This window comes from Marinobacter sp. BSs20148 (assembly GCF_000283275.1).
GTDB classification, from domain to species: domain Bacteria; phylum Pseudomonadota; class Gammaproteobacteria; order Pseudomonadales; family Oleiphilaceae; genus Marinobacter; species Marinobacter psychrophilus.
The window spans coordinates 448,741-474,843 of record NC_018268.1 but is presented as its reverse complement, the minus strand read 5'-3'; the positions used below and the strand labels follow the sequence as shown (position 1 = coordinate 474,843).

The 26,103-nt window shown below is 57.4% G+C and carries 24 protein-coding genes; 7 read left to right on the top strand and 17 right to left on the bottom strand.

Features of this window, described 5'->3' with window-relative positions:
• The first annotated feature begins 5 nt into the window (after positions 1-5).
• On the top strand, positions 6-197 hold the full coding sequence (locus MRBBS_RS02055) for a hypothetical protein (RefSeq protein WP_014869773.1): 192 nt from the start codon (positions 6-8) through the stop codon (positions 195-197).
• A 67-nt stretch (positions 198-264) separates the two neighbouring features.
• Complete coding sequence (locus MRBBS_RS02050) at positions 265-648, top strand: PAS domain-containing protein (protein ID WP_014869772.1); 384 nt, start codon at positions 265-267, stop codon at positions 646-648.
• Between the two features lie 1,129 nt (positions 649-1,777).
• Here the strand turns inward: MRBBS_RS02050 and MRBBS_RS19850 are convergent.
• From MRBBS_RS19850 to MRBBS_RS02035, 3 genes are read right to left on the bottom strand one after another with little or no spacing between them, the layout of a single operon-like run.
• The gene (locus MRBBS_RS19850; RefSeq protein ID WP_014869769.1) at positions 1,778-2,650 is read right to left on the bottom strand and encodes a tyrosine-type recombinase/integrase; all 873 of its coding nucleotides are present in this window, start codon (positions 2,648-2,650) and stop codon (positions 1,778-1,780) included.
• 34 nt (positions 2,651-2,684) lie between these two features.
• Entirely contained in the window at positions 2,685-2,912 is a 228-nt protein-coding gene (locus tag MRBBS_RS18600; RefSeq protein WP_050996569.1) for a phage integrase Arm DNA-binding domain-containing protein, read from the bottom strand.
• The gene (locus MRBBS_RS02035; protein WP_413540182.1) at positions 2,890-3,087 is read right to left on the bottom strand and encodes a DNA-binding protein; all 198 of its coding nucleotides are present in this window, start codon (positions 3,085-3,087) and stop codon (positions 2,890-2,892) included. Before MRBBS_RS02035 ends, MRBBS_RS18600 begins: the two co-directional genes overlap by 23 nt.
• Before the next feature lie 22 nt (positions 3,088-3,109).
• Between MRBBS_RS02035 and MRBBS_RS02030 the strand changes: the two genes are divergently transcribed.
• From MRBBS_RS02030 to MRBBS_RS02015, 4 genes are all read left to right on the top strand, one after another.
• The gene (locus tag MRBBS_RS02030; protein ID WP_014869766.1) at positions 3,110-3,361 is read left to right on the top strand and encodes a hypothetical protein; all 252 of its coding nucleotides are present in this window, start codon (positions 3,110-3,112) and stop codon (positions 3,359-3,361) included.
• 2 nt (positions 3,362-3,363) lie between these two features.
• Positions 3,364-3,753, top strand: a complete 390-nt coding sequence (locus MRBBS_RS02025; RefSeq protein ID WP_201764332.1) for a nuclease domain-containing protein — start codon at positions 3,364-3,366, stop codon at positions 3,751-3,753.
• Positions 3,754-3,804: 51 nt separating this feature from the next.
• On the top strand, positions 3,805-5,058 hold the full coding sequence (locus tag MRBBS_RS02020; protein ID WP_014869763.1) for a S8 family serine peptidase: 1,254 nt from the start codon (positions 3,805-3,807) through the stop codon (positions 5,056-5,058).
• 261 nt (positions 5,059-5,319) lie between these two features.
• Positions 5,320-5,595: a dATP/dGTP diphosphohydrolase domain-containing protein gene (locus MRBBS_RS02015; protein ID WP_014869761.1), complete on the top strand. Its 276-nt coding sequence runs from the start codon at positions 5,320-5,322 to the stop codon at positions 5,593-5,595.
• Between the two features lie 1,336 nt (positions 5,596-6,931).
• On the opposite strand, the gene MRBBS_RS02000 is transcribed toward MRBBS_RS02015, so the two are convergent.
• The 10 genes from MRBBS_RS02000 to MRBBS_RS19310 all read right to left on the bottom strand — a co-directional run bounded on the left by MRBBS_RS02000 (position 6,932) and on the right by MRBBS_RS19310 (position 18,527).
• A complete protein-coding gene (locus MRBBS_RS02000; protein WP_014869760.1) occupies positions 6,932-7,798 on the bottom strand; it encodes a formyltetrahydrofolate deformylase in 867 nt (288 codons plus the stop codon).
• A gap of 77 nt (positions 7,799-7,875) precedes the next feature.
• Positions 7,876-9,255: an L-serine ammonia-lyase gene (locus MRBBS_RS01995; RefSeq protein ID WP_041635030.1), complete on the bottom strand. Its 1,380-nt coding sequence runs from the start codon at positions 9,253-9,255 to the stop codon at positions 7,876-7,878.
• Positions 9,256-9,385: 130 nt separating this feature from the next.
• The gene (locus MRBBS_RS01990) at positions 9,386-10,480 is read right to left on the bottom strand and encodes a GlxA family transcriptional regulator (protein ID WP_014869758.1); all 1,095 of its coding nucleotides are present in this window, start codon (positions 10,478-10,480) and stop codon (positions 9,386-9,388) included.
• Positions 10,481-10,608: 128 nt separating this feature from the next.
• The gene (fdhA, locus tag MRBBS_RS01985; RefSeq protein ID WP_014869757.1) at positions 10,609-11,808 is read right to left on the bottom strand and encodes a formaldehyde dehydrogenase, glutathione-independent; all 1,200 of its coding nucleotides are present in this window, start codon (positions 11,806-11,808) and stop codon (positions 10,609-10,611) included.
• Between the two features lie 16 nt (positions 11,809-11,824).
• On the bottom strand, positions 11,825-12,469 hold the full coding sequence (locus MRBBS_RS01980; protein WP_041635029.1) for a sarcosine oxidase subunit gamma: 645 nt from the start codon (positions 12,467-12,469) through the stop codon (positions 11,825-11,827).
• Entirely contained in the window at positions 12,462-15,479 is a 3,018-nt protein-coding gene (locus MRBBS_RS01975) for a sarcosine oxidase subunit alpha family protein (protein ID WP_014869754.1), read from the bottom strand. The genes MRBBS_RS01980 and MRBBS_RS01975 overlap by 8 nt, the downstream gene beginning before the upstream one ends.
• Positions 15,476-15,823: a sarcosine oxidase subunit delta gene (locus MRBBS_RS01970; protein ID WP_014869753.1), complete on the bottom strand. Its 348-nt coding sequence runs from the start codon at positions 15,821-15,823 to the stop codon at positions 15,476-15,478. Before MRBBS_RS01970 ends, MRBBS_RS01975 begins: the two co-directional genes overlap by 4 nt.
• A gap of 24 nt (positions 15,824-15,847) precedes the next feature.
• Positions 15,848-17,098 carry a sarcosine oxidase subunit beta family protein gene (locus MRBBS_RS01965; RefSeq protein WP_041635028.1) on the bottom strand — a complete coding sequence of 417 codons (1,251 nt, stop codon included), beginning with the start codon at positions 17,096-17,098 and terminating at the stop codon, positions 15,848-15,850.
• A 59-nt stretch (positions 17,099-17,157) separates the two neighbouring features.
• Complete coding sequence (locus tag MRBBS_RS01960) at positions 17,158-18,252, bottom strand: hybrid-cluster NAD(P)-dependent oxidoreductase (protein WP_014869751.1); 1,095 nt, start codon at positions 18,250-18,252, stop codon at positions 17,158-17,160.
• Entirely contained in the window at positions 18,249-18,527 is a 279-nt protein-coding gene (locus MRBBS_RS19310; RefSeq protein ID WP_144012680.1) for a hypothetical protein, read from the bottom strand. The genes MRBBS_RS01960 and MRBBS_RS19310 overlap by 4 nt, the downstream gene beginning before the upstream one ends.
• A gap of 36 nt (positions 18,528-18,563) precedes the next feature.
• On the opposite strand from MRBBS_RS19310, the gene MRBBS_RS01955 reads away from it, so the two are divergent.
• Positions 18,564-19,850, top strand: coding sequence for an aromatic ring-hydroxylating oxygenase subunit alpha (locus MRBBS_RS01955; protein ID WP_014869750.1), 1,287 nt, complete (start codon positions 18,564-18,566; stop codon positions 19,848-19,850).
• Between the two features lie 5 nt (positions 19,851-19,855).
• Here the strand turns inward: MRBBS_RS01955 and MRBBS_RS01950 are convergent, their stop codons facing one another.
• The 4 genes from MRBBS_RS01950 to dgcA are packed head-to-tail and all read right to left on the bottom strand — an operon-like array spanning position 19,856 to position 26,097.
• Positions 19,856-20,701: an electron transfer flavoprotein subunit beta gene (locus MRBBS_RS01950; protein WP_014869749.1), complete on the bottom strand. Its 846-nt coding sequence runs from the start codon at positions 20,699-20,701 to the stop codon at positions 19,856-19,858.
• On the bottom strand, positions 20,691-22,010 hold the full coding sequence (locus MRBBS_RS01945) for an electron transfer flavoprotein subunit alpha/FixB family protein (RefSeq protein WP_014869748.1): 1,320 nt from the start codon (positions 22,008-22,010) through the stop codon (positions 20,691-20,693). The genes MRBBS_RS01950 and MRBBS_RS01945 overlap by 11 nt, the downstream gene beginning before the upstream one ends.
• Positions 22,003-23,985, bottom strand: coding sequence for a (Fe-S)-binding protein (locus MRBBS_RS01940; RefSeq protein WP_014869747.1), 1,983 nt, complete (start codon positions 23,983-23,985; stop codon positions 22,003-22,005). The genes MRBBS_RS01945 and MRBBS_RS01940 overlap by 8 nt, the downstream gene beginning before the upstream one ends.
• A gap of 45 nt (positions 23,986-24,030) precedes the next feature.
• A complete protein-coding gene (gene dgcA / locus MRBBS_RS01935) occupies positions 24,031-26,097 on the bottom strand; it encodes a dimethylglycine demethylation protein DgcA (protein WP_014869746.1) in 2,067 nt (688 codons plus the stop codon).
• Positions 26,098-26,103: the final 6 nt, after the last annotated feature.

Here is a 26,103-nt window from a genome sequence, read left to right as displayed (position 1 = left end):
TGAACATGGCCCGGCTGAGCGTGGACCCGGACGCTGTAGTGAGCTATCACGAAGCTTTAAAGAGCCCCATCAAGGCCGAAGCCGGAAAAGTCCAGCCACGAATTCACGTTTACACCGGTGGCGCAGACAAGATAGCGCCGTCCCTATGTGTCAGCGTAGTTGGTCAGGTTTGGTTTGCTCCCGAACTGATAAAGTGAGAAGCGCGGTTCGTAAAGTAGTGGTATGTTATCAAACAGAAATCATTTTTAACGCAAAGGGACATGTATGAACAATTCTGAAGACGTGCTTCAATCCCCACTGTTTCAAACCGTCGCTGGCTTGGCTTTTGAATCAATCATGGTGACAAAAGCTTCTTCCGATCATACTAACTCTGTAATCATCTATGTAAATCAGGCCTTCAGCAATCTGACCGGCTATTCTGCGGATGAAGTAATCGGAAAAACACCAGGATTGCTTCAGGGACCGAAAACCGAGAGAGGAGTAAAAGAGCGCTTGTCTGACGATCTGAAGAATAATCGGACCTTTCACGGCGACACCATTAATTACCGCAAGGACGGCTCCTCTTTTATCATTGAATGGAAAATCTCGCCGGTAATGGATGGCGACGAAGTCACGCATTATGTGGCAGTCCAGAGAGCTATCGGTTAGAGCTTATAAATGCGTTCGAGCAGAGGGCGACATGGCATCATTAACGTTTCGACCACCGAGCTCAATGAGCAGCTGCGATCGAATGTATTCGTCTGTATCTTCCACAACCGATGGATAAGTAATTTAAATTTTTTCGCTTCCACCGTCCACTTCAACGATGTGCTGGTCGGCAGTCGGTAATTTTGCCAGCTAATTCCTGATCTCACATCCAGGCGCCCGCTGGGCATTCTTTTCGGGGAGTTCCAGCCGCGACCTGCAGTCCAGATGACACATGTCACTGCCGATGCGAGGCTTACTTAGGGAAGCAATGCCTGTGTCCAGCAGGCTCCTGGATGGGCTATTAGCCCGTTATTGTTAATTCAACACAACCACATACTGCACTCACCGAATCCTTGGATGTCCGAATTCCGGACACTCATTACCTAACAGTTGCGAGCCACTCTCCAAGGCGTAAAATCCTAACAACTAGCTCCAAGGACAACCTTGGGCACCGGTCAAATGTCCTATTTCCGGACAACGAAGACCTATCAGCCTTGTGCCCAAAAGTAGCGGTGCTCTCCGAAGGCAGTGGTCACAGGTTCAAATCCTGTCGGGCGCGCGATATTTTTCAATTCCGAAACTTTGGATATCAACGCTGCCAGCAGGTCGCCCGTGGAATCGGGCCAAAGGCCCAATACAAAAAGGCGGCGCCGCGCCTGCACTTGATACTGATTGAGCCTTCTCCCCATCCCGGCACCTTTTCAGCACGCCGATGACTACCTGTTTGAAACCAAGCTGGAGTTGTATGTATTTCATCCAAAATATCGCAATGATAACAATGGCTAGCTAGTAATCTTGCGCCAAACTAATCGACTTTACAGGCTACTCTAGAACGGTAACCAATAGAAATCTGATTCTCAATATACAGTAGTTAAGTCGTTGAAAAGCGATAAGTTCGCGGTGTTCGCTAAACACTTTCAGATTAGGCAACTTTTCCAACACATACACGCACATACGGAATCTAAGTGGCATTTTTGACATGGCAGAGGTCGGCAGTTCAAATCTGCCTAGTCCCACCATTACTATCAATGACTTGCACGACCTCGCAAAACCTCGTTGTAAAATTTTAGTAATACTGTTGTAAAACGTTTCACTTATACAGTATCGATTTCAGGCTCAATTCCGCAGCCACCGTCATCCATTTTTGTTCATGCCCAGCTTGGTAATACGCCGTCATCTTCTCGTCACTGTGAGCCATCAGCGCTTGTACATACCCCTGACTGTACCCTGCTTTTTCGTAGAGCCATGAGCCCAAAGAACGGATCTCGTGAAACGTTGGACGCTGCTCTTTTGGCTTGTCGTCAAACAACCCCGTCTGATCTCTTAGCGTGCGGAACTGTTCGGTGAAGTTGTTGTCCATGAGCTGGGTCCAGTGCTCGCGACCCCCTGCCCTCACTTTGCGCATCGGCGCCCGATGCACAACGAACGGGCTAGCCACCACGTCACGCGACCTTCTTATGATGTCGCGGATCTCCGGCGTGACTGGGATCCGCAAATGCGCCCATTCGTTTTTCCTGGTCTTCTGCCGAGTAATGTAAAGCGCGCCGTCTGTCTCATCCGCATATTTCAGATGGATAACCTCGTGCCGCCCCTGCAGTGCAACAATCGCCAGCTCCATGGCAATCTGCATCCAGTGCGGAGCGATCGCGTGAATGACCCGGTATTGATCCAGGTTCATGCGCTGGCGGTCTTTACCCTGATCGGTTTTTGAATAAGTGACTTCAGCCGGGTTGTCGCGCTCTGACGGGTACCAGCCTTTAGTCTTCGCAAACCGGAACAAGTCAGCCACGGCCCCGCGGTGCTTCACATAGCTATCGCGCTTAAAATTGTCGCTCAGGTATTCAGCCACCGTACGCACATCGATATCTAGCACAGCTAAACGGCCCAGATCCTTTTCAAAACGCTTTAACCGGTATTCCTTATTCTGCAGCGTGGCCGGCGCCGGCTGCTGCGCCTCGATCACGTCGGTGCGATACGCTTTAATCAGCGCTGCTACGTTATGGCCTGCTGTGCCCCATCACCTCCCCAACCAAGTCACCAACCGCCATTAGCCGGGAGTTCAGCACCCGGGCCGCAGCATTGGCTTTCTGCCGATTCGAACCCATGCCATGGCGCTTTGCTGTCTGCGGATGCCGGTAGCTGAAATAAGTCACGCCGCGCAACTCGCTTGCGTACAGATTCGGTTCTAGCCCATGGTTACGCCTAAGACGCTTTCGCGGTGCCATTCAGGATTCCGTCTACAAGTGGGTTTCCGGTTTGTTGCGCTTCCGCCTCGATGTCCACAAACCATTTCTTGCCACGCTTCACAGCCGGTATTTCGCCCATGGATGGCCAGTGCTGACAAGTTCGCAGCGGCGGCGGTGATCCGGCGAAACGCCGAATACGCCATTCTGCCAACACGATCAAAGGTATTTTCCATGAAATGGATTGCTACGACTGCGGCACAGCCGGTCTGGTCGACAAGGAAACCGGCGAAGCTCTTCCCGATGCCGAAGCCAAGCTGCAGTTGCAGTTGCAGTTGCAGTTGCAGTTGCAGTTGCAGTTGCAGTTGCGATTAGAAATACGCCGATTGAGAGAAGAAAACCACGAACTGCGCCGCCAGCTGCTAGAGCGGGCCAAACAAGACAACGGCCGGTGCTATGGCCCGGGTGGTCAGCGATACCACGGAGATTGATTGTGCTCACACGAAAGACTCGGTTGCGCAGCAAGGCACAGCTCAAGGCCAGATCACCGATGAAGCGCGCCAGCTCCGGGCGTTCAACGCTCAAATCCAAGGCACCTAAGCAAAGTAAAATCAGACTTAGCGCTAAAGATGAGCAGTGCCTTGTGCGTGTACTAGGTGTATGCAACGGCAATTCCGCGACCGTGGTGCTGGCTCATCTGAACGGCGCCGGCGTCGGTATGAAAAGCCCCGACTGGCAAGCGGCTTACGCCTGCAGCGCCTGCCACGAATTTCTGGACGGTGGTTATGCAGACAGTGGAATTTGGCGCGAACAGCGCGACTTACTCCACCTGCAGGGCATTATCCGGACACAAGAGCGGCTGTTGTACAAAATCTCCCGATAGCTACAATGGGTAGCAACCTAATAGCTTTTGCACACAACAGGATGCCAAACCATGAAAATGAAAACTTTAACGCTTATCACTCTGATTTGCTCTTTGTCGCTGGTCGGATGCGGCGGCGGTGGCGGCGGTGGTAGCGGTGGTAGCGGTGGTGGTAGCGTTCAACAGTCACCAGGAACAAGCACGCCAGCACCCGTTATAAATGAGGGTGCCAAGCTGCTCATTAAGGCGCCAAAGAACCTGAGTGCCCGAAATATTGTTATTGCCGTTGCGGATTCGGGTGTCAATTCTGAGCATAGTGAGTTTTATGAAACCGGAATCGATGGGCGCAGTGCATCCTTCGCTTCGGAACTGGTCACCGATACCAATGGCGACTTAGCTTATGAGTTACGGCCGGTTTATTCCGATGGTTATCGCCCGGATGCTTCAGATACGCGGAGTAATCAAGCAACATCTCACGGTACAGCCGTTGCCTCGCTGATTTTTGGTAAAGAGTCTGGCATCACCTCCGGCGGGAATCTTTTAGCGCTGGATGTGGTTTATTCTGGCTCGGTAGATGACGGGTCATTTGACCCATTTGGAAGTGTTCCGGATCATCTTGCAGCAATGCTCGCCGTATCAGAGCTATCCATGTCCGGTACGATCGACTTTTTGAACCTGTCCATTGAGGGCGCCGGCACTTACCTTAACGTGCCCGACAATGGGGGCGTTCATAAAGATATTTTTGACCTGATCCCGGCCACAGGTACCGGAATCATTGGCGCAGCGGGAAACGCGGCACTGGATCTCTCCGAGATTTACGCAAGCAACACACCAGCATGCACCGATGCGGAAATGGACGCAGCAACAGGGTATGCGTTCGAGCGGTGTTACGCGCTTAAATATGACCGTGAAAACAGAGAGTTCGTGGCCTACGACGACGACGATTTACGCCCATACTTCATCTTTGTAAGTGCAGTAAACAATAGCGGTCAGCTTGCAAGTTTTTCAAACAAACCTGGAGCAAGCCTGAAAATCCAACAACGTTTTATTGCTGCGCCAGGCGTTAACCTGAAAAGCGCTTTCTATGCCGACAACGACACATTTATTACAGTGTCCGGCACATCGTTTGCAGCACCGCTTGTTACAGCCGCAGCGGGCGCTGTTAAATCAAATTTCTCAAGTTTGAGCAGCAAAGCCGTACTGCAAATCTTGCTCGATACGGCTGATAAGAGCTTCGCGGGCTACAACCCTGAAGAGCACGGAATGGGAATACTGGACATCGAAAAAGCGCTACAGGTTAATCCTTCAAACTACCTAAGCATTTAAACCAAGCAATAAATAAAGTGCCCACTTTCAGGTGGGCGCTTTGCGTTTAGCCCAGCTATAGAAATCAGCTTAAAACTGACAACCTGATACGCCAACGCCGCGCGCCCCCCCACAAGAAAGATCGGCAGGTTTGCGTTGGTCCCCTTGCGGCTTCCCGCGGAAAAGTCAGTTCGTTCATTAATGGTGATCCTTTGAGAAAAGAAAGCTGCATCCAGTTAGACGTGTGACAGTTAAAGGATTCATTCAAATTCAGGGGGCAGCGTGAGCGAAACCAAGCCAGAGCAAGGCATAACGGGCGTCAAGTACGATGCTCACAAACCGATGATGGACCTGATACCACCACTGATGGAACCGGAAGTGGCCCGGGTGCTAACTGTTGGAGCTGAAAAGTACAGCCCAAAGAACTGGCGCCATGTTCCAAGCCTACGTGAGCGCTACACCGCAGCAGCCAAGCGCCACATCAACGCTCTGCAGCAGGGAATCATTGCGATGAGGAGACCGGTCTACATCACGCCGCGCGCGCTGTGTGCTGCCTGATGTTCTTGGGTGAAGTGGACTTGGAAGTTAGCACTGATTGATCGTCCCAAGGTTTCTGGCGTGACACTGCGAATCGTGGATTACAGGCACGACCGACTACATTGCGCACCTGATAACCTGGCGGCCGCGTTTGCATCTCCAGCACATTGCGCCACTGTCACCGCCGGAGCAATACCGACCCACCACTCGCAGACCATCCGAACCGGTTTTTGAGGATGTAGGCTGGGTAATGATTCGCTCGAAACTTGAGATTACACTCCCCTATAAATATCATCCAAACCACCGAAGAACCTCAACTATCGAGACCTAACCTCAGATATCTTGAATGACAGACCAACGAAAAATAGTAGGCTATCAGCCCGTTATTGTTAATTCAACACAACCACATACTGCACTCACCGGATCCTTGGATGTCCGAATTCCGGACACTCATTGCCTAACAGTTGCCAACCACTCTCCAAGGCGTAAAATCCTAACAACTAGCTCCGAGGACAACTTTGGGCACCGATCAAATGTCCTATTTCCGGACAACGAAGCCCTATCAGTCTTGTGCCAAAAATCGATTCTAATCGGTCAAAATACTGATAAATAGGGATTTTTTATTGCACTTGGATTTGGATTAAGTATTTTATTTTCCAGATTTAGGACGATTAAACCCTCTTACACACGCACTGTAGCGGTGCTCTCCGAAGGCAGTGGTCACAGGTTCGAATCCTGTCGGGCGCACCATATTTTTCAAGGCTTTACGTGAAAGCGTAGGGCCTTTTTATTTGGCTGAGCCCAAACGGTGCCCGTGGTGTATCCATGAAAAAAAGATAGGTAACGACTTTATTTTGACTCCTGCCCGCCATAAACCGTTTTCTATAATGGACGCAAAAAAGGCTCGCTGAGCCTTAAGTCTATACCAGCTAATTCTATACTTGAGCCCCGCAAAGATTTTCAAATCCAGACCAGCCGCTACCGTATTGACCAGGCTCATCGGTACTGCAAATGATCGTCAAAAAAGCTCCCTTCCGGACGCCTCTTCAGCCGGGTTATCCCGGTATAAAAAAGCCTCCCGTAGACAATCGCTACTTTCGAAGCGGGTTCGATCGTTACGCCTGGATCGTGTGCTGCGCGTGCCATGTAACCGAGGCTCAGAAGCGCATCGGCTGTTCGCTGTTTGAGCCGGAGGTCAGTGGCGGGTTTAGGGTGCATGAGATTCTCGGGTCATCGCCACCCTTACACCCACTATAAAGCGTATGTGGAACGAGGCAATAGCGAGCGGATCCTGCGTTTTTACAGCGAAGTTCACTTGTCTCCGACGCAGTAGGCCAGCCTTAAGCCCGACAGCCTCCTAGACAAATATGACCGTCCGCATCCCGTTAAGAAACACACGCCGCTCAATGTGCAGCTTTACCGCACGGTGCAGCGCAACGCATTCACAGTTGCGCCCGAGGGATTCCAGTTTGACTGGCGTTAGGCTGTGGTCAACGCGCTCTACTACTTGATCGATGATCGGGCCTTCATCCAGGTCCGTCGTAATATAATGGGCCGTCGCACCAATCACCTTTACTCCTCGTTTGTACGCCTGGTGATACGGCCGCGCGCCCTTGAAACCAGGCAGAAAAGAGTGGTGGATATTGATGGCTCGTCCCAGTAATTGCTCGCACAACGAGTCTGACAGCACCTGCATGTACCTGGCCAGAATCAGGAGTTCACTTTCGGTTTCACAGACTATTTCCATCAGTCGCGCTTCCTGCTGACTGCGGGACGCATCCGTAACCGGCAGGAAAAAGTAAGGAATACCGTGTTCCGCTGCTATCGGCGCCAGGTTTTCGTGATTCGAGACGAGGCCCATGACTTCCATGTTGAGTTCGCCAGACCGCCAGCGGTAGAGAATGTCGCGCACACAATGGTCCAGTCGAGATCCAAATATCAGCACTCTGGGCCGGTGGTCGGCGTCGGTGATACTCCATTCCATAAAGAACCGGGTAGCGGTTTTGGTGAACGCCTCAATCAGCTCAGCACAGCCGGGATTAGCGGCGGCCTTGATACGGAAACAGGCGCGCGCAAAGAAGCTCTCCTCTTCCACATCGTCAAACTGATTGAACTCCTCAACGTAACCTTCCAGGTTGTTGATGAAGGCAGTAATAACCGCAACCTGGCCCTGAGCGCTGGGCCCGGTGGCGGTTAAAATGTAACGCGCGTCATTCAGGGGCATTTTGTCCTCCGGGGCAGCGCGTTCTGAACGCATACCGTGTTGGTCGTTGATGGTTAGATGGATGGGATTGCAAAGCGTCAGCACTCAACGATATTGACCGCCAAGCCGCCGCGCGAGGTTTCCTTGTATTTGTCATGCATGTCGCGCCCGGTGTCGCGCATCGTTCGAATGACCTTGTCGAGCGAAACGATGTGCTCACCGTCGCCCGCCAGCGCCATGTGCGCTGCATTCACTGCCTTGACTGAGGCGATGGCATTGCGCTCGATGCATGGCACCTGGACCAGGCCGCCGATGGGGTCGCAGGTCAAACCAAGGTTGTGCTCCAGACCGATTTCCGCCGCATTCTCAACCTGCGCTGGGGTTCCGCCCAGGATCTCTGCAAGCCCCGCGGCGGACATCGCGCAGGCCGATCCGACCTCGCCCTGACACCCCACTTCTGCGCCTGAAATGGATGCGTTTTTCTTGCAGAGAATACCGACGGCAGCGGCGGTAAGCAGATAATTGACCACATCGCGATCGTTCGCGTCAGGCTGAAACTGCATGTAGTAATGCAACACCGCCGGAATGATGCCAGCTGCGCCGTTCGTCGGCGCCGTCACCATCCGCCCGCCAGCGGCATTCTCTTCGTTGACAGCCAGGGCCACGAGATTGAGCCAGTCCATCGCGGATGAGGTGGAGGCAATCAAGCTGCCGTTGTTTTTCTTGGCCAGCAGGCGCTGATGCCAGGCCGCTGCCCGGCGCCTCACGAAAAGTCCGCCGGGGATCATGCCTTCATTGCGCAAGCCGTTTTTCACGCAGGCCTGCATGGCCTCCCAGAGCCGCATCAGTTGGGCACAGATGGTGGCCTCATCGCGCCACACTTTTTCGTTTTCCAGCATCACCCCGGAAATACTCAGGCCGTGCGTTTTGCACAGGGCGAGCAGCTCCGCCGCCGTATTGAACTCGTAGGGCAGCGGCGTCAAGTCGGTGTCGGATTCACCCTGCTCGGCCTGGGCCTGATCGATCACGAAGCCGCCGCCGACTGAGTAGTAGGTGTTGCAATACAGCTCGTCGCTATCCGTATAGGCGATCACCCGCATCGCATTCGGATGATGCAAAAGATTTTCCGGATGCCACTGCATGTCGCGGTTCACGTTAAAGTTAATCGGAAACTGGGCATCGAGTAGCAGGGTCTGGGTGTCTTGAAGCGCCTTCATGGCCGGGCCGATGACGACCGGGTCAATGGTCTGCGGTTGTTTCCCCATTAGCCCCATGATGGCGGCACTATCCGTGCCGTGGCCCGCGCCGGTAGCCGACAGCGAACCAAACAAGTGAATTTGTATACGCCTTACCTGCTCCAGCATGCCTTGGCGGCGAAGCGCCTGAACAAAATCATAGGCGGCACGCATGGGGCCGACGGTATGCGAGCTGGAGGGTCCGATCCCAATTCTGAACAGGTCGAAGACGCTGATGGACATGGATCACCTCAGGTGAATGCAGATTCCTGATGTTAGATTCCTGACAAGAATGAAGCATACGCTGCCGTCATGGCCCAGAGCCGCTTGAATACGACTGGCTGGCTTCTAAAAACGTCATTTTCCGTTAGGGTTAGGTCTGCACGCTACCGTAGGTCGGCTCGCCCTGAGCATCGATCAAGGCCGTTGCCGCGCCTCCGGCCCGTGCATTGAACGGACCGGACACACAGCTGATTCTCTCACTGCGTGGCGGAATACCGAAATACTCACGGTAACACCTGGAAAAATGCGAGGTGGAGACGAAGCCGCATGCGGAGGCGACTTCGACGATCGACAGCGAGCTTTGCTTGAGCAGCTGGCGCGCACGGGTCAGGCGCAGTTTGATGTAGTACCGTGAGGGCGAGCAGAGCAGATGCTTTTGAAACAGCCGTTCGAGCTGGCGCCGCGACATCAACACGAAGGCCGCAAGCTCATCCAGACAAATGGGCTCTTCGAGATTGGCCTCCATCAGGGCAACGATTTCCAGTAGCTTGGGTTGGGTACTGCCAAACCAGTGTTTCAGCGGCACCCGCTGCAGGTCTTGCTCGTTACGTACCATGTCATAAATGAACATTTCGGAGATAGCGGAAGAGAGCGTTTTAGAATGATCGCGTGCAATCAGACTGAGCATCATATCCAGCGGCGCGGTGCCTCCAGACGCCGTTGGCCGATCCCGGTCAATGCAGAAAAGCCGTTCGGTCAGGGTGACGCGCTGAAAGGTCTCTTTCATTACGACCATGTATTCCCAATGCACGCTGGCCTCGTAGCCATCCAGCAGCCCAGCCCTGGCCAGCGCCCAGCTGCCCGTGCAAACCGCGCCGAGCCTGCGCGAGAGTCGTGCCTGAGCCTTCAACCAGACGATGTGTTCGCGGGAGGTGCTGCGTTCGACGCCCACGCCGCCACAAACGATGACCGTGTCTATCGGCGGCGCTGCGGACGTTGCAGCATCCGGCGTGATCAGCACGCCGTCGCTTGCACGCACGGGTGCTCCGTCCAGGCTTAAGGTCACCCAGTGATAGAGTGTGCGGCCGGCCAGCTGGTTGGCCATGCGCAACGGTTCGATGGCGGCTGCCATTGAAATAAGGGTGAAATTGTCCAGCAGGAGAAAACCCAGCGTCTGAATCTGCCCCTGGGCAGGAACAGAGGCATGTAGCTTGTCTATACCCGGGCGCTCATTGGTGCTCATCATCAGACAATTGCTCCATGCTGGCTAATACCGGGGCTTACAGCCGTCGCGGCGCACCCAGGGTGGCGCGCTAAACTGACCCCTCGTGTTGCATCCTAGCAATTTGACATCGCTAATGTCTGTCTTATCGATTATGCCAGCTTGAGCGAGTTGTGCGGATCGATAACGAATTTTTTGGGCACGCCCGCATCAAACTCACCGTAACCGAGCGGCGCATCGTTCAACGAGATAACCTCGACCCCGACGACATCCGCTATCTTGATACGATCCCACATGATGGCCTGCATCAACTGGCGGTTGTACTTCATCACCGGTGTCTGGCCGGTGTGGAAGCTATGGGACTTGGCCCAGCCAAGGCCAAAACGCAGGCTCAGGTTGCCCTTCTGGGCGGCTGTATCCGCAGAGCCCGGATCCTCGGTGACATACAGGCCGGGAATACCCAGCTTGCCTGCAGCACGGGTGATCTCCATCAGCGAATTGAGCACAATCGCCGGGGCCTCTTCCTGAACGCCGTCATGCCCATGACCGCGAGCCTCGAACCCGACGGCGTCTACCGCACAATCCACCTCGGGTATGCCCAGCAGTTCAGCGATCTGATCACCCAAAGAAGCGTCCTGCGACAGGTCTACCACCTCGAACCCCTGAGATTTCGCATGGGTCAGGCGGGTCGGATTGACGTCGCCGACGATGACGACCGCCGCGCCCAGCAACCGCGACGAGGCTGCAGCAGCGAGCCCGACCGGTCCTGCACCGGCGATATAGACCGTACTACCCGGACCGACGCCTGCTGTTACCGCGCCGTGATAGCCTGTGGGCAAAATGTCGGAGAGACAGGTGAGGTCCCGAATCTTTTCCATTGCAAGATCGCGGTGCGGCAGTTTCAGCAGATTGAAGTCGGCATAGGGCACCATCACATAGTCGGCCTGACCACCGACCCATCCCCCCATATCCACATAACCGTAAGCGCCGCCAGCGCGCGACGGGTTGACGGTGAGGCAGACCCCGGTGTCCTGCTCCTTGCAGGTTCGGCAGCGCCCGCACGCTACGTTGAACGGTACCGACGCCAGGTCGCCAACCTTGAAGTTCTCGACATCGGAGCCGATTTCAATCACTTCGCCGGTAATCTCGTGACCCAGCACCAATCCTGCAAGCGCCGATGTGCGGCCGCGGACCATGTGCTGGTCCGACCCACAGATGTTGGTCGTGATCACTTTCAGCAATACACCGTGACCGATCCTGCGGCCCTGCGGGTTCTCCAGTTTCGGGAACGGAATTGACTGAACGTCAACCTTGCCCGGACCAATGTAAACTACACCGCGATTGTCACTCATTGTTGTTATCCTTATTTTAAGTGTTTTTTGTGGTGATTCCGTACTCTTCACTTGCGTCCAGCAACCAGCGATACAGGTAATCGGCGAAACTGCGCCGGATCACCAGCTCCCAGTGCTCTGCATCAGGGCGGCGAAGCAGCACTGTGGTCTTGGCGAACACCGTCGACACGCCTCTGCCAACGGGGAACGCGTGCGGATGAACGTCACAGGGTGTCGACTTCATCAGCACCTCGTGCGCACTTGGGCCGGACAGGGTGAGCACTGTCTGGCCACCGCTGACGTTCACGACCGCATAGGCATTACTCCCCAGTGTCTGGCGCAAGGCGTTCTCGGTGGCAAATTCCTCACCCGGTGGCAAAATCACCAACCACTCGTCTGGTGACAACCACTGGATGCTTTTTCCTCCCTCGACGTTCAGGCCGCAGGCGGTTTCGGGCAGGGTGATACCGACGACTTCTTTTATCGCCGTACGCAACACGTCCGCACTGCCCCGCACAATCAGGTGGCCCAGAAAAGCACGTTCAGCCATTGCCACGGCAGAGCCTTCCTTAGAGTCAGCGCCTTGAGCAGAGACAGCATGCCGGTGAAGCGAATAATGCAGTGGCGATTCGGCCGCGATCGGGTCAGCTGGACGTTGTTCAAAAATGGCGACCTTAGACATTCTGGCGCTCCCCCTTTGGGTCATAAAAGATCGGACTGACAATTTCTGCGACATGGGTAACGCCACCGGTCATCGGACAATAGACCCGCTCGCCGATGCGCTTCTGGCCGCCCTTAACCAACGCCAGCGCAAAACCATGATTCAGCGTCGGGCTGAAGTAGCTTGATGTCACATGTCCGACCATAGTCATGGGTATTGACTGCTGCGGATCGAAAACAATCTGCGCCCCTTCCTGAAGCACGACCGTCTTGTCCAAGGGTTTAAGCCCGACCATCTGCTTGCGGTCCTCCCTGCAGGTATCCGGCCGTGTGAGCGAACGCTTGCCGATCCATGAGAACGGCTTGTTGTAGCCAACACACCACTGCATTCCGAGGTCCTCGGGCGTTACCGAACCATCGGTTTCCTGACCGACGATGATGAACCCCTTTTCCGCCCGCAGCACGTGCATGGTTTCGGTGCCGTAAGGCGTCAGGCCGTACTTGTCGCCATGCTGGAACAGGGTCTTACAGACATGCATGGCATAGTGGGCCTGCACGTTGACCTCATAACTGAGCTCTCCGGTGAAGGAGATCCGATACACCCGCGCCGGTACGCCGGCCACCGTACCCTCGCGCCAGTCCATGAACTTAAAGCTGTCGCGATCAAGGTCGATGTCAGTAACTTCTGCAAGCAGGCGGCGTGCTTCTGGCCCGGTGATAACCATGGTTGCCCAGTGATCAGTAACCGAGGTGAAGCTGACATCGAGTTCGGGCCACTCGGTCTGATGCCACAGCTCAAGCCACTCCAGTACCCGAGCGGCGCCTCCAGTGGTTGTGGTCATCAGGAAGTGGTTGTCGGCAAGGCAGGTGGTCACGCCGTCGTCCATCACCATGCCGTCGTCTTTGCACATCAGGCCGTAGCGCGCCTTGCCGACCGCAAGCTTTTCCCAGCCGTTGGTGTAGATCCGACCAAGGAACTCGCGGACATCCTTGCCCTGAATATCGATCTTGCCCAGGGTAGACGCGTCAAGCATGCCGACCTTCTCGCGCACAGCACGACACTCGCGCACGACCGCATCGTGCATCGTCTCTTCATTATTAATGGGAAAGTACCAGGGCCGCTTCCACTGGCCGACATCTTCAAACTTTGCGCCACGCGCAAGGTGCCACTCGTGCAAAGCGGTGTAGCGCTCGGGGTCGAACAGGTCGCGCCGATGGCGGCCGGCGATTGCACCAAAGCCCACCGGAGTGTAGTTCGGGCGGAATATCGTGGTGCCGGTGTCAGCCATGGTCTGGTTAAGGCAGCGGGCGGCGATTGCCATGCCGTTGATGTTGCCAAGCTTGCCCTGATCGGTGCCGAACCCCAGCGCGGTGTAGCGTTTGACGTGTTCGATGGCTTCGAACCCTTCACGGGTAGCAAGCTCTATGGCCGCTGCGGTCACGTCGTTCTGCAGATCGACGAACTGCTTGGGCGCACGCAACGTCGGCTGCTCATGGGGCACCTGATAAAGACCCAGAGCCTCGCCGGGCTTCAATCGTTCAACGTCGGGCAGGTCGATTGCCGCCGACGTGTCACCACACCCTATCGCGGCCTCGGCACCTGCTTCGGCGCCGCCCTTGAGCACATCGCCGAGCGCGTAAACGCCACAAGCACCACCGACGGGCGTCAGGCCGGGCAGTTCTGCCGGCACGAAACCAAGAATGTCTTCACGCCAGACCGGGCGCGCGTTGGTGTGCGAGGACAGGTGCACCACTGGGCTGTAGCCACCGGAGCTGGCAATGGTGTCGCAACTCAATTCGCTGACCGCACCCGTCGTCTGGAAGCGGGCGACGTCGATACTGGCAATTCGCGCACCGGTCACCCGGTTTTTGCCTTTCGCCTCAATAACAGCGCTGCCCATAATGATGTGCAGCCCTTGCGCACGCGCCATTTCACTCCAGTGGCCATCGGCACGTTCCCGGGCATCAACGACGGCGACAACCTCATGGCCGGCTTCCGCCCAGTCGAGTGCGGCGCGGTAGCCGTCGTCGTGGCAGGTCGAGACAACGAGGCGCTTGCCTGGTACAACGCCGTATCTGCGGATGTAGGTGGATACGGCGCCAGCCAGCAGGTTGCCCGGCACATCGTTTTTCGCGTAGACCAGCGGCCTTTCGTGAGCGCCTGTAGCCAGAACGATCTGCGCGGCGCGAACGTGATACATGCAGGCGCGCGCCAGCCGGTTGCCGTTGACCTTCGGTGCGCGATCGCCCAGGTGTTCGGTGCGGCGTTCGTACAGTGTTACAAACTGATGGTCGTGCAAGCCGTTGGCCGTGGTGCGCGGCAACAGGAGGACGTTGTCCATGCCTGCCAGTTCGGCCACCACGGCGGCCACCCATACAGAGGCCTGTTTGCCGTCGAGCATTTCCCGCGAACAGAGCAGGGATCCGCCCAGCTCTTCCTGTTCATCGCACAAAATAACGCGCGCGCCACTCCTGCCGGCCGCGAGGGCGGCGGCCAATCCAGCAGGACCCGCGCCGATCACCAGCACGTCGCAGTGTTGCTTGCTGTGTTCATAATGGTCCGGGTCTATTTCGCGTGGGCTACGCCCCAGACCAGCCGCCTTGCGAATCAGCTTTTCATAGGTCATCCACATCGACGCCGGCGCCATGAATGTCTTGTAGTAGAAACCGGGAGGGATCATCGGGCTGAACAGTTCCCCGATGGTGCTTAGCAAGTTGTTGTGAGGGTTGGTGCTGCGGGCATACAGGCCATCGAACAGAGCCTGCTGGGTGGCCCGTACGTTGGGAACCTGAGTCGCCTCCGTAGCCCCTAATTGCATGATCGCATTGGGCTCTTCGGCGCCGGCGGCGACAATGCCGCGCGGGCGCGAGTACTTGAAACTGCGGTTGACGATGTCTACGCCATTGGCGAGCAAGGCGGAAGCCAGCGTGTCACCGATGTAGCCGTGACAGGTCTGACCGTTGAACGAAAACGTCAGTGGACGACCACGATCAATACGCCCACCCTTTGCCAGACGATTGACCTGATTCATGCACGGACCCCCTGTACTTTGTGTGCTTGATCAACCTGCCCTTCACGACCGTGCGCTGCCGTGCCGACCGTGACGCTGGTTTGTTCACCTATTCGATACGTCTCGAGGATCTCGTAGCTGACAGTGTTGCGAGCAACGTTGAAGAACTTGCGACAGCCCGCCGCATGTACCCACATTTCCTGATGCAGCCCTCTGGGGTTGTCACGGAAGAACAGGTAGTCGCCCCATTCTCTATCTGACGCTGCCTCCGGGTTTTTCGGGCGCTGGATATGGGCCTGGCCCATGCAGTGAAACTCTTCCTCAGACCGTCGCTCGGCGCAATAGGGGCAATGAATGTAAAACATGGTTCAGACTCCTGTAGTGAAAGACTAGTGAGCTACGCCTGCGGCGCCGTGCTCGTCAATCAGCGAACCGGTGTAGAAGCGATCGATTGAAAACGGCGCCGCCAAGGCATGGGGCCGACCGTTCGCCAGAGTCCAGGCGAAGACATCGCCCGAACCCGGGGTGGCCTTGAAGCCACCAGTGCCCCAGCCGCAGTTGAAAAATAGCCCTTCAACCGGTGTGGCAGAAAGGATCGGACAGGCATCCGGCGTGGTGTCGACAATGCCGCCCCACTGCCGGTTCATGCGCACTCGCGAGAAGATCGGAAACAGTTCAATAATCGCCTGCATGGTGTGTTCAATCGTCGGATAACTGCCGCGTTGACCGTAACCGTTGTATCCGTCAATGCCGGCGCCAACGACCAGATCGCCCTTGTCCGTCTGGCTGATGTAGCCGTGCACGTGGTTGGACATGACCACCGTGTCGAGAATCGGCTTGAGCGGCTCCGACACGAAGGCTTGCAGAGGATGCGACTCGATGGGCAGCTTGATGCCTGCCATGCCAGCGACAACGCCGGAGTTACCGGCAACCACACAGCCCACTGTTCTGGCATTGATATCACCGCGACTGGTATGCACACCGAGGATCTTGCCGTTGCGAATATTGAGCCCGGTGACTTCCGTCTGCTGGATCAGGTCGACCCCGAGCCGGTCCGCGCCACGGGCATAGCCCCAAGCCACGGCGTCATGGCGGGCCACGCCTGCGCGCGGCTGCCACGAGGCGCCCAGCACCGGGTAACGGGTGTTGCTGGAGCAGTCCATTATGGGAACCCGCTCCGCGACCTGGCGGGCATCGAGCACCTCACCATCGATGCCGTTAAGACGGTTGGCATTGACTCTGCGCTGAATGTCGCGCATGTCCTGCAGGGTGTGCCCAAGGTTGAGCACGCCGCGCTGTGAGAACATGACGTTATAGTTCAGGTCCTGCGACAACCCCTCCCAAAGCTTCATCGAGTGCTCGTACAGCGCTGCCGACTCGTCCCAGAGGTAGTTTGAACGCACGATTGTGGTGTTGCGTGCCGTATTGCCGCCGCCGAGCCAGCCCTTCTCGATCACCGCCACATTGGTGACGCCGTAGTTTTTGGCGAGATAGTAGGCGGTGGCGAGGCCGTGACCGCCGCCGCCGATGATGATCACGTCGTATTCTTTCTTCGGCGTGGGGCTACGCCAGGTTTTTTGCCAGTTCTCGTGGTAACTCAGGGCGTGTTTGATGAGTCCAAAAACCGAATACCGTTCCATAGCGAGCAACCCTGTTGTTAAATTAAGTGGCGTGGCGTCACGCAGTTTTTGCGACATTCTCAGTACCCAACCACAACGTCACCCAAGGGCCGACTGCAACAGGCAAGGATGAAGCCCACCTCCTCGTCTTCCTCAGTGATGCCTCCGTTATGCTGCATATCGACCGTGCCGGCCTTCAGCTCAACCCGGCAGGTGCCGCACAAACCCATGCCACAAGCCTTCGGAATGTGCAGGCCCACCTTGGCCGCGGCGGCGTGGACAGTCTCGCCCCGTGGCACGCGCACGTACTTGTCGCTGTCAGCGAAGGTGACGCCGACCATGTCAGCCTGGTCGAGTGCCTCAGCCGCAGCTTCGGCATGCTCGATAACGTCTTCCGCAACCGCCGCCGGTGTCGAGCCGAACGACTCCTCGTGGTAGTGAGCCATGTCGAAACCCGCGTTGCCCAGGATCTGTCTGATCGCACGCATGTAGGGGGTTGGGCCGCAGCAAAACACTTCGAAATTCATGAAGTCCGGCGCGATCAACTCCAGCATCTGCTGGTTCAAATAGCCCCTATAGCCAACCCAGGGTTGGCCGGGTTCCTGCCGCTCACAGATGATATGCACATTGAAGCTGTCGATGCGCGAGCACATGTGGTCGAGCTCGCGACTGTAGATAACATCCTGGGGAGTGCGGGCGCTGTGGATAAAGCAGGCATTAACATTGGCATTGGTATCGAAAAACCAGCGCGCCATCGACATCACCGGCGTTATACCAACACCACCGGAGAGCATCAGGATATTCTCGGTGGGGTAATCGATAGCATTGAAGTCGCCAATCGGTCCGTGCACCGCGAGCTCAAAACCTTCAACGAGGTTATCGTGGAGCCAGTTGGACACCTTGCCGCCGGGTATGCGCTTTACCGTAATCGAGAAACTGTAAGGCACCGATGGGGAGCTGGAAATGCTGTAGGAGCGCATGATTTGCTCCCCGTCGATTTCCAGCTCCAACGTGACGAACTGACCGGGCTTGAAGTAGAACAGAATCGGCTGTTCCGCAACAAAACAGAACGTGCGCACATCCCGGGTTTCCTGGACCGCCTGGGTGCAGCGCACCACGTGGCGGCCATTGCTCCAGGTCTGCGTGTTAACGGGATTGAGAAACTGCGTAGTCATAGACTCTCTCTCGTCTGAACGGCCTGCAGGCGACGACAACCCAAGCCAGGTATCGCCATCACTCTATGCACTGATGCATGTTCCACCGACGCATGGTCAACGAAATGATTCTCGCCGTCTGCCCTTGGCACGACTTGTCTATATACGACACTGGCGTATCTGGAACTGCCATTACGACCCCGGCACGGGATGTCGTCGTCAGCGCTGTGCATGTCGTGAATAGACAACTCTGTTTCCCGAACCTGGTCCACACTCAGTCGAACGTTAGATGGCATCTGATACGATCATTCACGCCATGAGGAGAGAAAGCGATGGACCGTGATTTTACCGCAGGTTTTGACCACCCAATGAATGATCCGCGCAGAGTAATGGCTGAGTTGCTGCAGAGCAGGCGCCAGAATTTCTCCTTACCACAGGCTCTCTACAACGACGCCAGCATGTTCAAACTCGACATCGAAGAAATATTCGAGAAGGAGTGGATTTTCGCCGGAATGACGTGCGAAATTCCAACCAGAGGCAGCTACATAACGGTCGAGGTGGGCAGTAACTCCGTGATCGTGATGCGCGACAATACAGGCGCTGTGCAAGGGTTTCACAACGTCTGTCGCCATCGTGGTTCACGCCTGTGCAGTAAGGCTAAGGGCAAAGTTGCCAAGCTGGTGTGCCCCTACCACCAATGGACCTATGAGCTCGATGGGCGCCTGTTGTACGCAGGCAACAATATGGGCCACGCTTTCGACCCGTCCGACTACAGCCTGAAACCCGTGCAGGTCAAAACTGGCGGCGGTTTTATCCTGATCTGTCTGGCCGAAGATCCACCCGCCGTTGATGACCTTCTCTTCACGCTCGGTGAATACCTCGAGCCCTACGATATGGAAAACGTCAAAGTCGCCGCCGAATCGACGCTGGTTGAGCAGGCTAACTGGAAGCTGGTGGTCGAAAATAACCGCGAGTGCTATCACTGCAACGGGGCGCACCCCGAATTACTGAACAGCTTGCAGGAATTCGATGACACCGAGGATCCCCGCGCCACACCCGAGTACAAGGCACTGGTCGCGCGCAAGCAGGCCGAATGGAGTGCCCAGAATATACCCTGGCAACTGCGGCGTTTCGGTCAGCGCAGCCGCCTTACCAGAACCCCCCTATTGGAGGGTACGGTCGCCATGACAATGGACGGCAAACCTGCTTGCACCAAACTGATGGGCCGAATCCAGAATCCTGACATGGGCTCGCTGCGTATATTTCACCTGCCCAATTCCTGGAACCACTTCATGGGAGATCACGCGGTGGTGTTTCGCGTGTTGCCGCTTGGGCCCCAGCACACCGTGGTCACCACCAAATGGCTGGTACATAAGGACGCCGTCGAAGGCGTCGACTACGATCTGGCTCACATGCGTCGGGTCTGGGACGCAACCAACGACCAAGATCGGCGCCTGGTGGAGGAAAACCAGCTTGGTATCAACTCCAAAGCCTACCAGCCAGGCCCCTATTCAGAGACTTACGAATACGGCGTCATCGACTTCCTGCAATGGTATAGCGAACAGATGCTCAGCAACCTGGGTTACGGCCAGGATCATTTGCGTATCGTCGGGAAATAAAAGCGTCAGCTTGTCAGTACCCCTTCCTCTTTCAGCAGCGCCTGAATGGCTTCAGCCCCGATCTCGGGACTGAAGCCGGTCAACACTTTACCGCCGCCGCCCTGCGTTTTTACCGCTGCCGCCTTGAAACGGTCCCGCGCCGACGACGCGGTGATGATCTTCAATCGTCTGGGTCGCTTGCGCGCCGGTGTGGTAAGCCATCCGGCCCGCGCTTCGTCAGGCATAGACGCGGCGTCGGACACCGCAAGCCCGCCCCTGCGTGCCGGACCAAAAGCCGAGGCACGCGCGGCGGGTGCTGCGCTATCGACCGTTACGATTGCAGGAAGCCGCACCGAGAGCCGACGTCGCTGGCCGCGCGGGAGAGCCTGCAACAACGTCGCGACGCCGTCGCTTACGCTTTCTACCTGTGCCACACCACTAACAATGGGCCAGCCCAGCCACTCGGCCAGCAGATAGGGAAGCATTCCCGAACCTTCACCGGTTTCGGCGCGCATGCCGCACAGTACCAGCTCTGGCGACAGCTCACGCAACGCGTTAACCAGCGCCGGCAACACATCGGCGCCAGTGGCCTGTTCTATCACCGCCAATCGATCCGCGGTGTTTTCGCCAGTTTCGGATGCGCCGACCATACCCAGATAGCCACGCAACGCCAGCTCGTTTTCGGCATCGTTTTGTCCAGCGTGCAGCAGCGCTGTGCGGACGCCGGCAATAGAAAGTGCCAGCTCGTACGCACGAGCATCCTGGTCGGCGCGGCGCGTGCGCCCGGTCAGCGGATGGCGCCCGACCGAGACCAACACGGCAATACCGAGCCGGTCGGCAGACGCCGATTCCACAAGAACGTCAGGCGGCATCCGCTTTCTCCTCGATCCGTTGCTGCAGCGCCACCAGAGCCGCCAGAATTTCGTCAGCGTCGCCGATCACGGTGAGGTCGGCGCGTTTGTTCATATCGCAGTCCGGGTCGAGGTTGATCGAAACGACCTTGTCGCAGCTCTTTATACCCTGCAGATGCTGGATGGCGCCGGAAATACCAACCGCGAGGTACACCCGCGCAGTGACCCATGTACCGCTAGCGCCAACCTGGCGGTCGCGCGCCATGAAACCGTCATCCACCGCAACGCGCGAGGCACCTTCGGTCGCCCCCAGAGCTGCCGCGGCGTTGTGAAATCCGGCCCAGTCGCTTACGCCACGACCGGCGGCCAGAATAAACTCCGCTTCGTCTAACGCGACCGTCGCGGGGTCGACGGCCACGGCGCCGAGGTCCTGAATACGCCCGGGCATCCGTGACAATGGCTCCGGCAGAGTCATCGGTCGAGCCGCGTGGCGAGTCATGGCCACGGGCTCAGCGCACTCGGCCAGCGCCAACACCAACCCTGGTAGCGGCCGGTTTATGTCCGTGCTGCCCGCAGCACCAAGCCCGTTGCAGCGCTTTCCGTCTGCATCCTGGTTAATCTGCCAAACCTGTGTCGCCGGGCGTTCTGACAATCTCGCCGCCAACCGGCGGCCCAGATCGGCGCCACCCATTGGCGAATCCGGCAACAGCCAATGGCACGGCAAGAGCTCCCGCTCGACGTCAACCAACACGGCCAGACGTGCCTCGGGGCTATACTCGGTGTGAGACGAGGCGCCTAAGCCGAAGGATCGATCGGCAGGGTGTTGTAGAGTGTGCAGTAGCCGGTCGACACCGGCAGTCCCGAAGCCATCCTCCCGAATGGCGCCAAAGACTATGGCCAACACAGCGCCGGGCACGGCCGGGTCCGCATCGGCCAATTGCCGGGCCAAACCGAGCAGGTCCCGGTCATGGGCAGACAGCCGCCCACCGGGAAGATCAGGCACCACTGCAATCAGAAAAGCCGGGGTCTCGATCTCAACGGTGGTACGCCGATCGGCCGCCACTGGCTGGCGTTCAGTTCGCAAGTTCAGACTGGCATCTGTCTGGGCGCCGCTGCGGTCAATCCGCTTGATGCCGTTGGGGCCACTAAATCCCACTCGATGCGGGTTACGCCGCGCCAGTCCATTGGGGCCGGCCCAGAGCGATGGCCCGACCCGGCTTGTGCCATGCATCTCCGCAAGCACTGCATTGTGGTCCGGGTGCAGGCGGTTGCGCGCGATCCGCTCCTTGCGTGAGTCGCGACGTGGAAAAGAATCTGTGCCGTTATGCATCAGCGAGTAGCTCCCCGGCTGGCACTGACTGACCCGCCTTGTCTTTTCGGCCGGATTGACCTTTCTGCGCAGAGGGCACCAGGCAGTCAGCCACGAGTTCGGCAATGTCACGAACCTCCGGCCTCGGTTCTACCACGCCCTCCAGCATGGCGGTACATTGCGGGCAACCGACGGCTACCACACTCACGCCGGTTTCACGGATGTCACCCATGCGCATGTCGGGGATCCGGCGTTTACCGGGAATGTCGATGATCGCCGCGCCCCCACCACCACCGCAGCAGCGTGAACGAGAGCCGCTGCGCTGCATTTCCACCAGTTCCATGCCGAGGGCCTTGAGCACGTTGCGCGGTGCCTCGTACTCACCGTTGTAACGCCCCAGGTAACAGGGATCGTGATAGGTGACCTTGTCGCCTTTCCACGGGGAAATCTCCATGCGGCCTTCGGCGAGCAATTCAGCAATATAGGTGCTGTGATGAACAACCTGATAGCTGCCGCCCAATTCGGGATACTCGTTTTTGAGTACATGGAGGCTGTGGGGATCGCAGGTGAGGATGCAGCCAAAGCCATACTGGGACAGTGTTGCAATGTTGCGCCTCGCAAGGCTCTGGAAGGTTGCTTCGTCGCCAAGGCGGCGAGCGAGATCACCGCTATCGCGCTCGTCATTACCGAGCACTGCGAAATCGACGTCGGCGGCGCGCAGTATGCTGACCAGCGCACGCAGTGTTCTCTGGTTACGCTGATCGAAGGCGCCATCGCCAATCCACAGCAAGACCTTCGCGTCGCGCACGTCGGCCATTAACGGCAGGTTGAGGTCCGCGGCCCAGTGCATGCGCGAATCGGGGGCGAAGCCGTTGGGATTGTCGGTCGCAATCAGGTTTTCGATAACCTCGACGCCCCGTCTGGGTGTAACGCCCAACTCCAGAGTGATGTGGCGGCGCATGTCGACGATGGCGTCGACATGCTCGATCATCATCGGACATTCCTCGACACACGCTCTACAGGTGGTGCAGGACCACAGGGTCTCGGCGCTGACCAAGGCCTTGCCTTCTCTTCCGACGATCGGCTCATCGAGTGCACCATGGTGCTCGCCCACCGGCTTGCCGGGGTGCGGAGACCCGTGGTAACCGGCATCGCTGCCCCCGGCCAGCCCGACCACCATGTCCTGTATCAGTTTTTTCGGGTTGAGGGGCTGGCCCGCGGCAAACGCCGGGCAGACCGCTTCGCAACGCCCGCATTGCACGCAGGCATCGAACCCCAGTAGCTGGTTCCAGGTGAAATCTGCTGGTTTTCCTGCGCCCAGCGGCGCCTGCGGGTCGGCGAGATCGAGCGCCTTCAGACCGGTGGAACGACCGCCTCCGAAGCGTTCCGGCCGGCGATGGAACGCCAGATGCAGCACACCGGCGAAGGCGTGTTTCATCGGCCCACCCCAAGTCATTCCCAAAAACATTTCGGCCAGGCCCCAGGCCACCACAGCCGCGAGAAGCACGGCCAGTACCCAGCCGCCAATGGCAGCAGGTACCACACCCGCTGCCGGCAGAGTAACAACGAAAACCCCCAGCGAGAACGCAACCAGGCTTTTGGGCAGACGCATCCAGGGCCCTTTCGAGAGCCGAGCGGGCGGATTGCGTCGGCGCAAGGCCACGAACACGCTGCCAACAAACATGCATAGCGTGGCCGCCAGCAAAGGCCAAGTCAGCCAGGCGCTGCCCAGGCCCAGGCCGTGCACCGCAATCGCGACCGGCGCCGCAAGGGCAAACCCACCTGCCGTTGCCACGTGGGTGCGGGAAATGTACTTGTCACGCTCCACCACGCTGTGGAGGTCGACAAGGTAGCGCCGGGGCACCGCCGCCAGCCCACTGAAAAAATCAACGTCCGAAGGGCGCCCCTGTCGCCACAAGTGAACCCGGCGGGCCGCCCCTATGAACGCCAACACCAGCGCCGTGAAGATCAGGATGGGTAGGATAATTTCAAGCATGGTGGTTCTCCTGTGACCTACGTGAGCGGCTGCCCGACAACCGCGTCAGAAGTCCTTGCACAGCCTGAGCGCATCGTAAATGGCGGCGTGGGTGTTGCGTGGCGCGTTGCAGTCACCCAGGCGAAACAGCAGGAAATCGCTGCCGTTGCCACTCAGCGTGTTCAGGCATGGCTGCGGCCTGATTTCAAACAACGCCTCAAGATCGATCTGACCCTTGTTCAGCGAGCGCGGCTTGAGCGCGTAGTACAGCGATTCATCGGGTCGTACGCCGTTTTCAACCACCACCTGATCGACTACCCGCTCTTCCTGAACGCCGGTGTATTCGTTTTCGAGTACCGCCACCAGCTTGTCGCCTTCGCGATAGACCTTCTGCAGCATCAAGTCGGAGGTCATGATCACCTCCTTGGCGTACAGGCTACGGTAGTAGGTTGGGAAGCTGGTGCCACCAACGGCCGCGCCGGGCTTGATGTCGTCGGTCACGATCTCGACCTGGGCACCTTTTTCAGAGAGGAAATCGGCCGCCGATACGCCGGGGAATTCGCAGATTGTGTCGTACACCAGCACGTTCTTGCCGGGCGCGACAACGCCATTGAGGATGTCCCAGGTACTGACGACGAGGCCTTCTTCGGCACCCCATTCGGGCACCTGCGACAGGAAAGGCGTACCGCCGGTTGCGACGATCACAATGTCTGGACGCATGTCGAGCACGCTTTCGTCCGCTCGTACGCCGAGACATACTTCGACGTTGAGGCGGGCCAGTTCAAGCTGAAACCAGCGGGTGATACCGGCAATTTGATCGCGCTGCGGCGCCTTGGACGCTATGGTGATCTGTCCGCCGAGTGCAGGGCTCGCCTCGTACAACGTCACAGCATGACCCCGCTCGGCAGCCACCCGCGCCGCCTCCATACCGGCAGGACCGCCACCCACGACCACCACCTTGCGCCGGGAACCCGCACTCTTTGCGATGATATGTGGCAGGCCCTTGTATTCACGCGAGGTTGCCGCATTCTGGATGCACAGCACATCCAGTCCCTGGTACTGCCGATCGATACAATAGTTGGCGCCCACGCACTGCTTGATCTGGTCTATCTGCCCCAGTTTGATTTTATTGACGATATGCGGGTCGGCAATCTGCGCCCGCGTCATCCCCACCAGATCAACATAGCCGGCTTCCAGTATGCGCTGCGCCTGGTTCGGATCTTTGATGTTCTGGGCATGGATCACCGGCACATTGACCACGGCTTTAATGCCCGCCGCCAAATGCAGAAACGGCTCGGGCGGGTAGGACATATTTGGAATCACGTTCGCCAGCGAGTTATGGGTGTCGCAACCGGAGCCGACCACGCCGAAATAGTCGACCATGCCGGTCGCGTCGTAATAGGCCGCGATCTGCTTCATATCGTCATGACTAAGCCCATCGGGATGGAACTCGTCGCCACTGATGCGCAGGCCGACTATGAAATCATCACCGACTTCGGCGCGAACCGCCTTTAGAACCTCCAGACCAAAACGCATGCGATCTTCGAAGGTCTTGCCCCACTTGTCGGTGCGCTTGTTAACACGCGGGCTCCAGAACTGATCAATCAGGTGCTGGTGCACGGCCGATAGTTCAACGCCGTCCAGGCCGCCAGCCTTGGCCCGTTGCGCCGCCTGAACGAAATCACCAATAATGCGCCAGATCTCTTCTTCTTCGATGGTCTTGCAGGTCGCGCGATGGACCGGTTCACGTATACCCGATGGCGACACGAGCGAGGGCCAGTCGAAACCATCCCAGCGGGACCTGCGGCCCATATGGGTGATTTGGATCAGGATCTTGCCGCCATGCTTGTGCACGGCGTCCGCCAGGTTCTGGAAGTGGGGAATGATGCGATCGGTGGCCAAATTTACCGAACTCCACCAGTTATGGGGACTGTCGATGGACACGACCGACGAGCCCCCGCAAATGCACAGACCGCAGCCGCCTTTGGCTTTCTCTTCGTAATAGCGCACGTAGCGCTCGGTGGTCATGCCGCCATCGGTTGCATAAACCTCGGCGTGGGCGGTACTCACCACACGGTTGCGGATAGTCTGGGTGCCAATCTGGATGGGTTTGAACAACGCCTCAAAAGCCATGGGGAA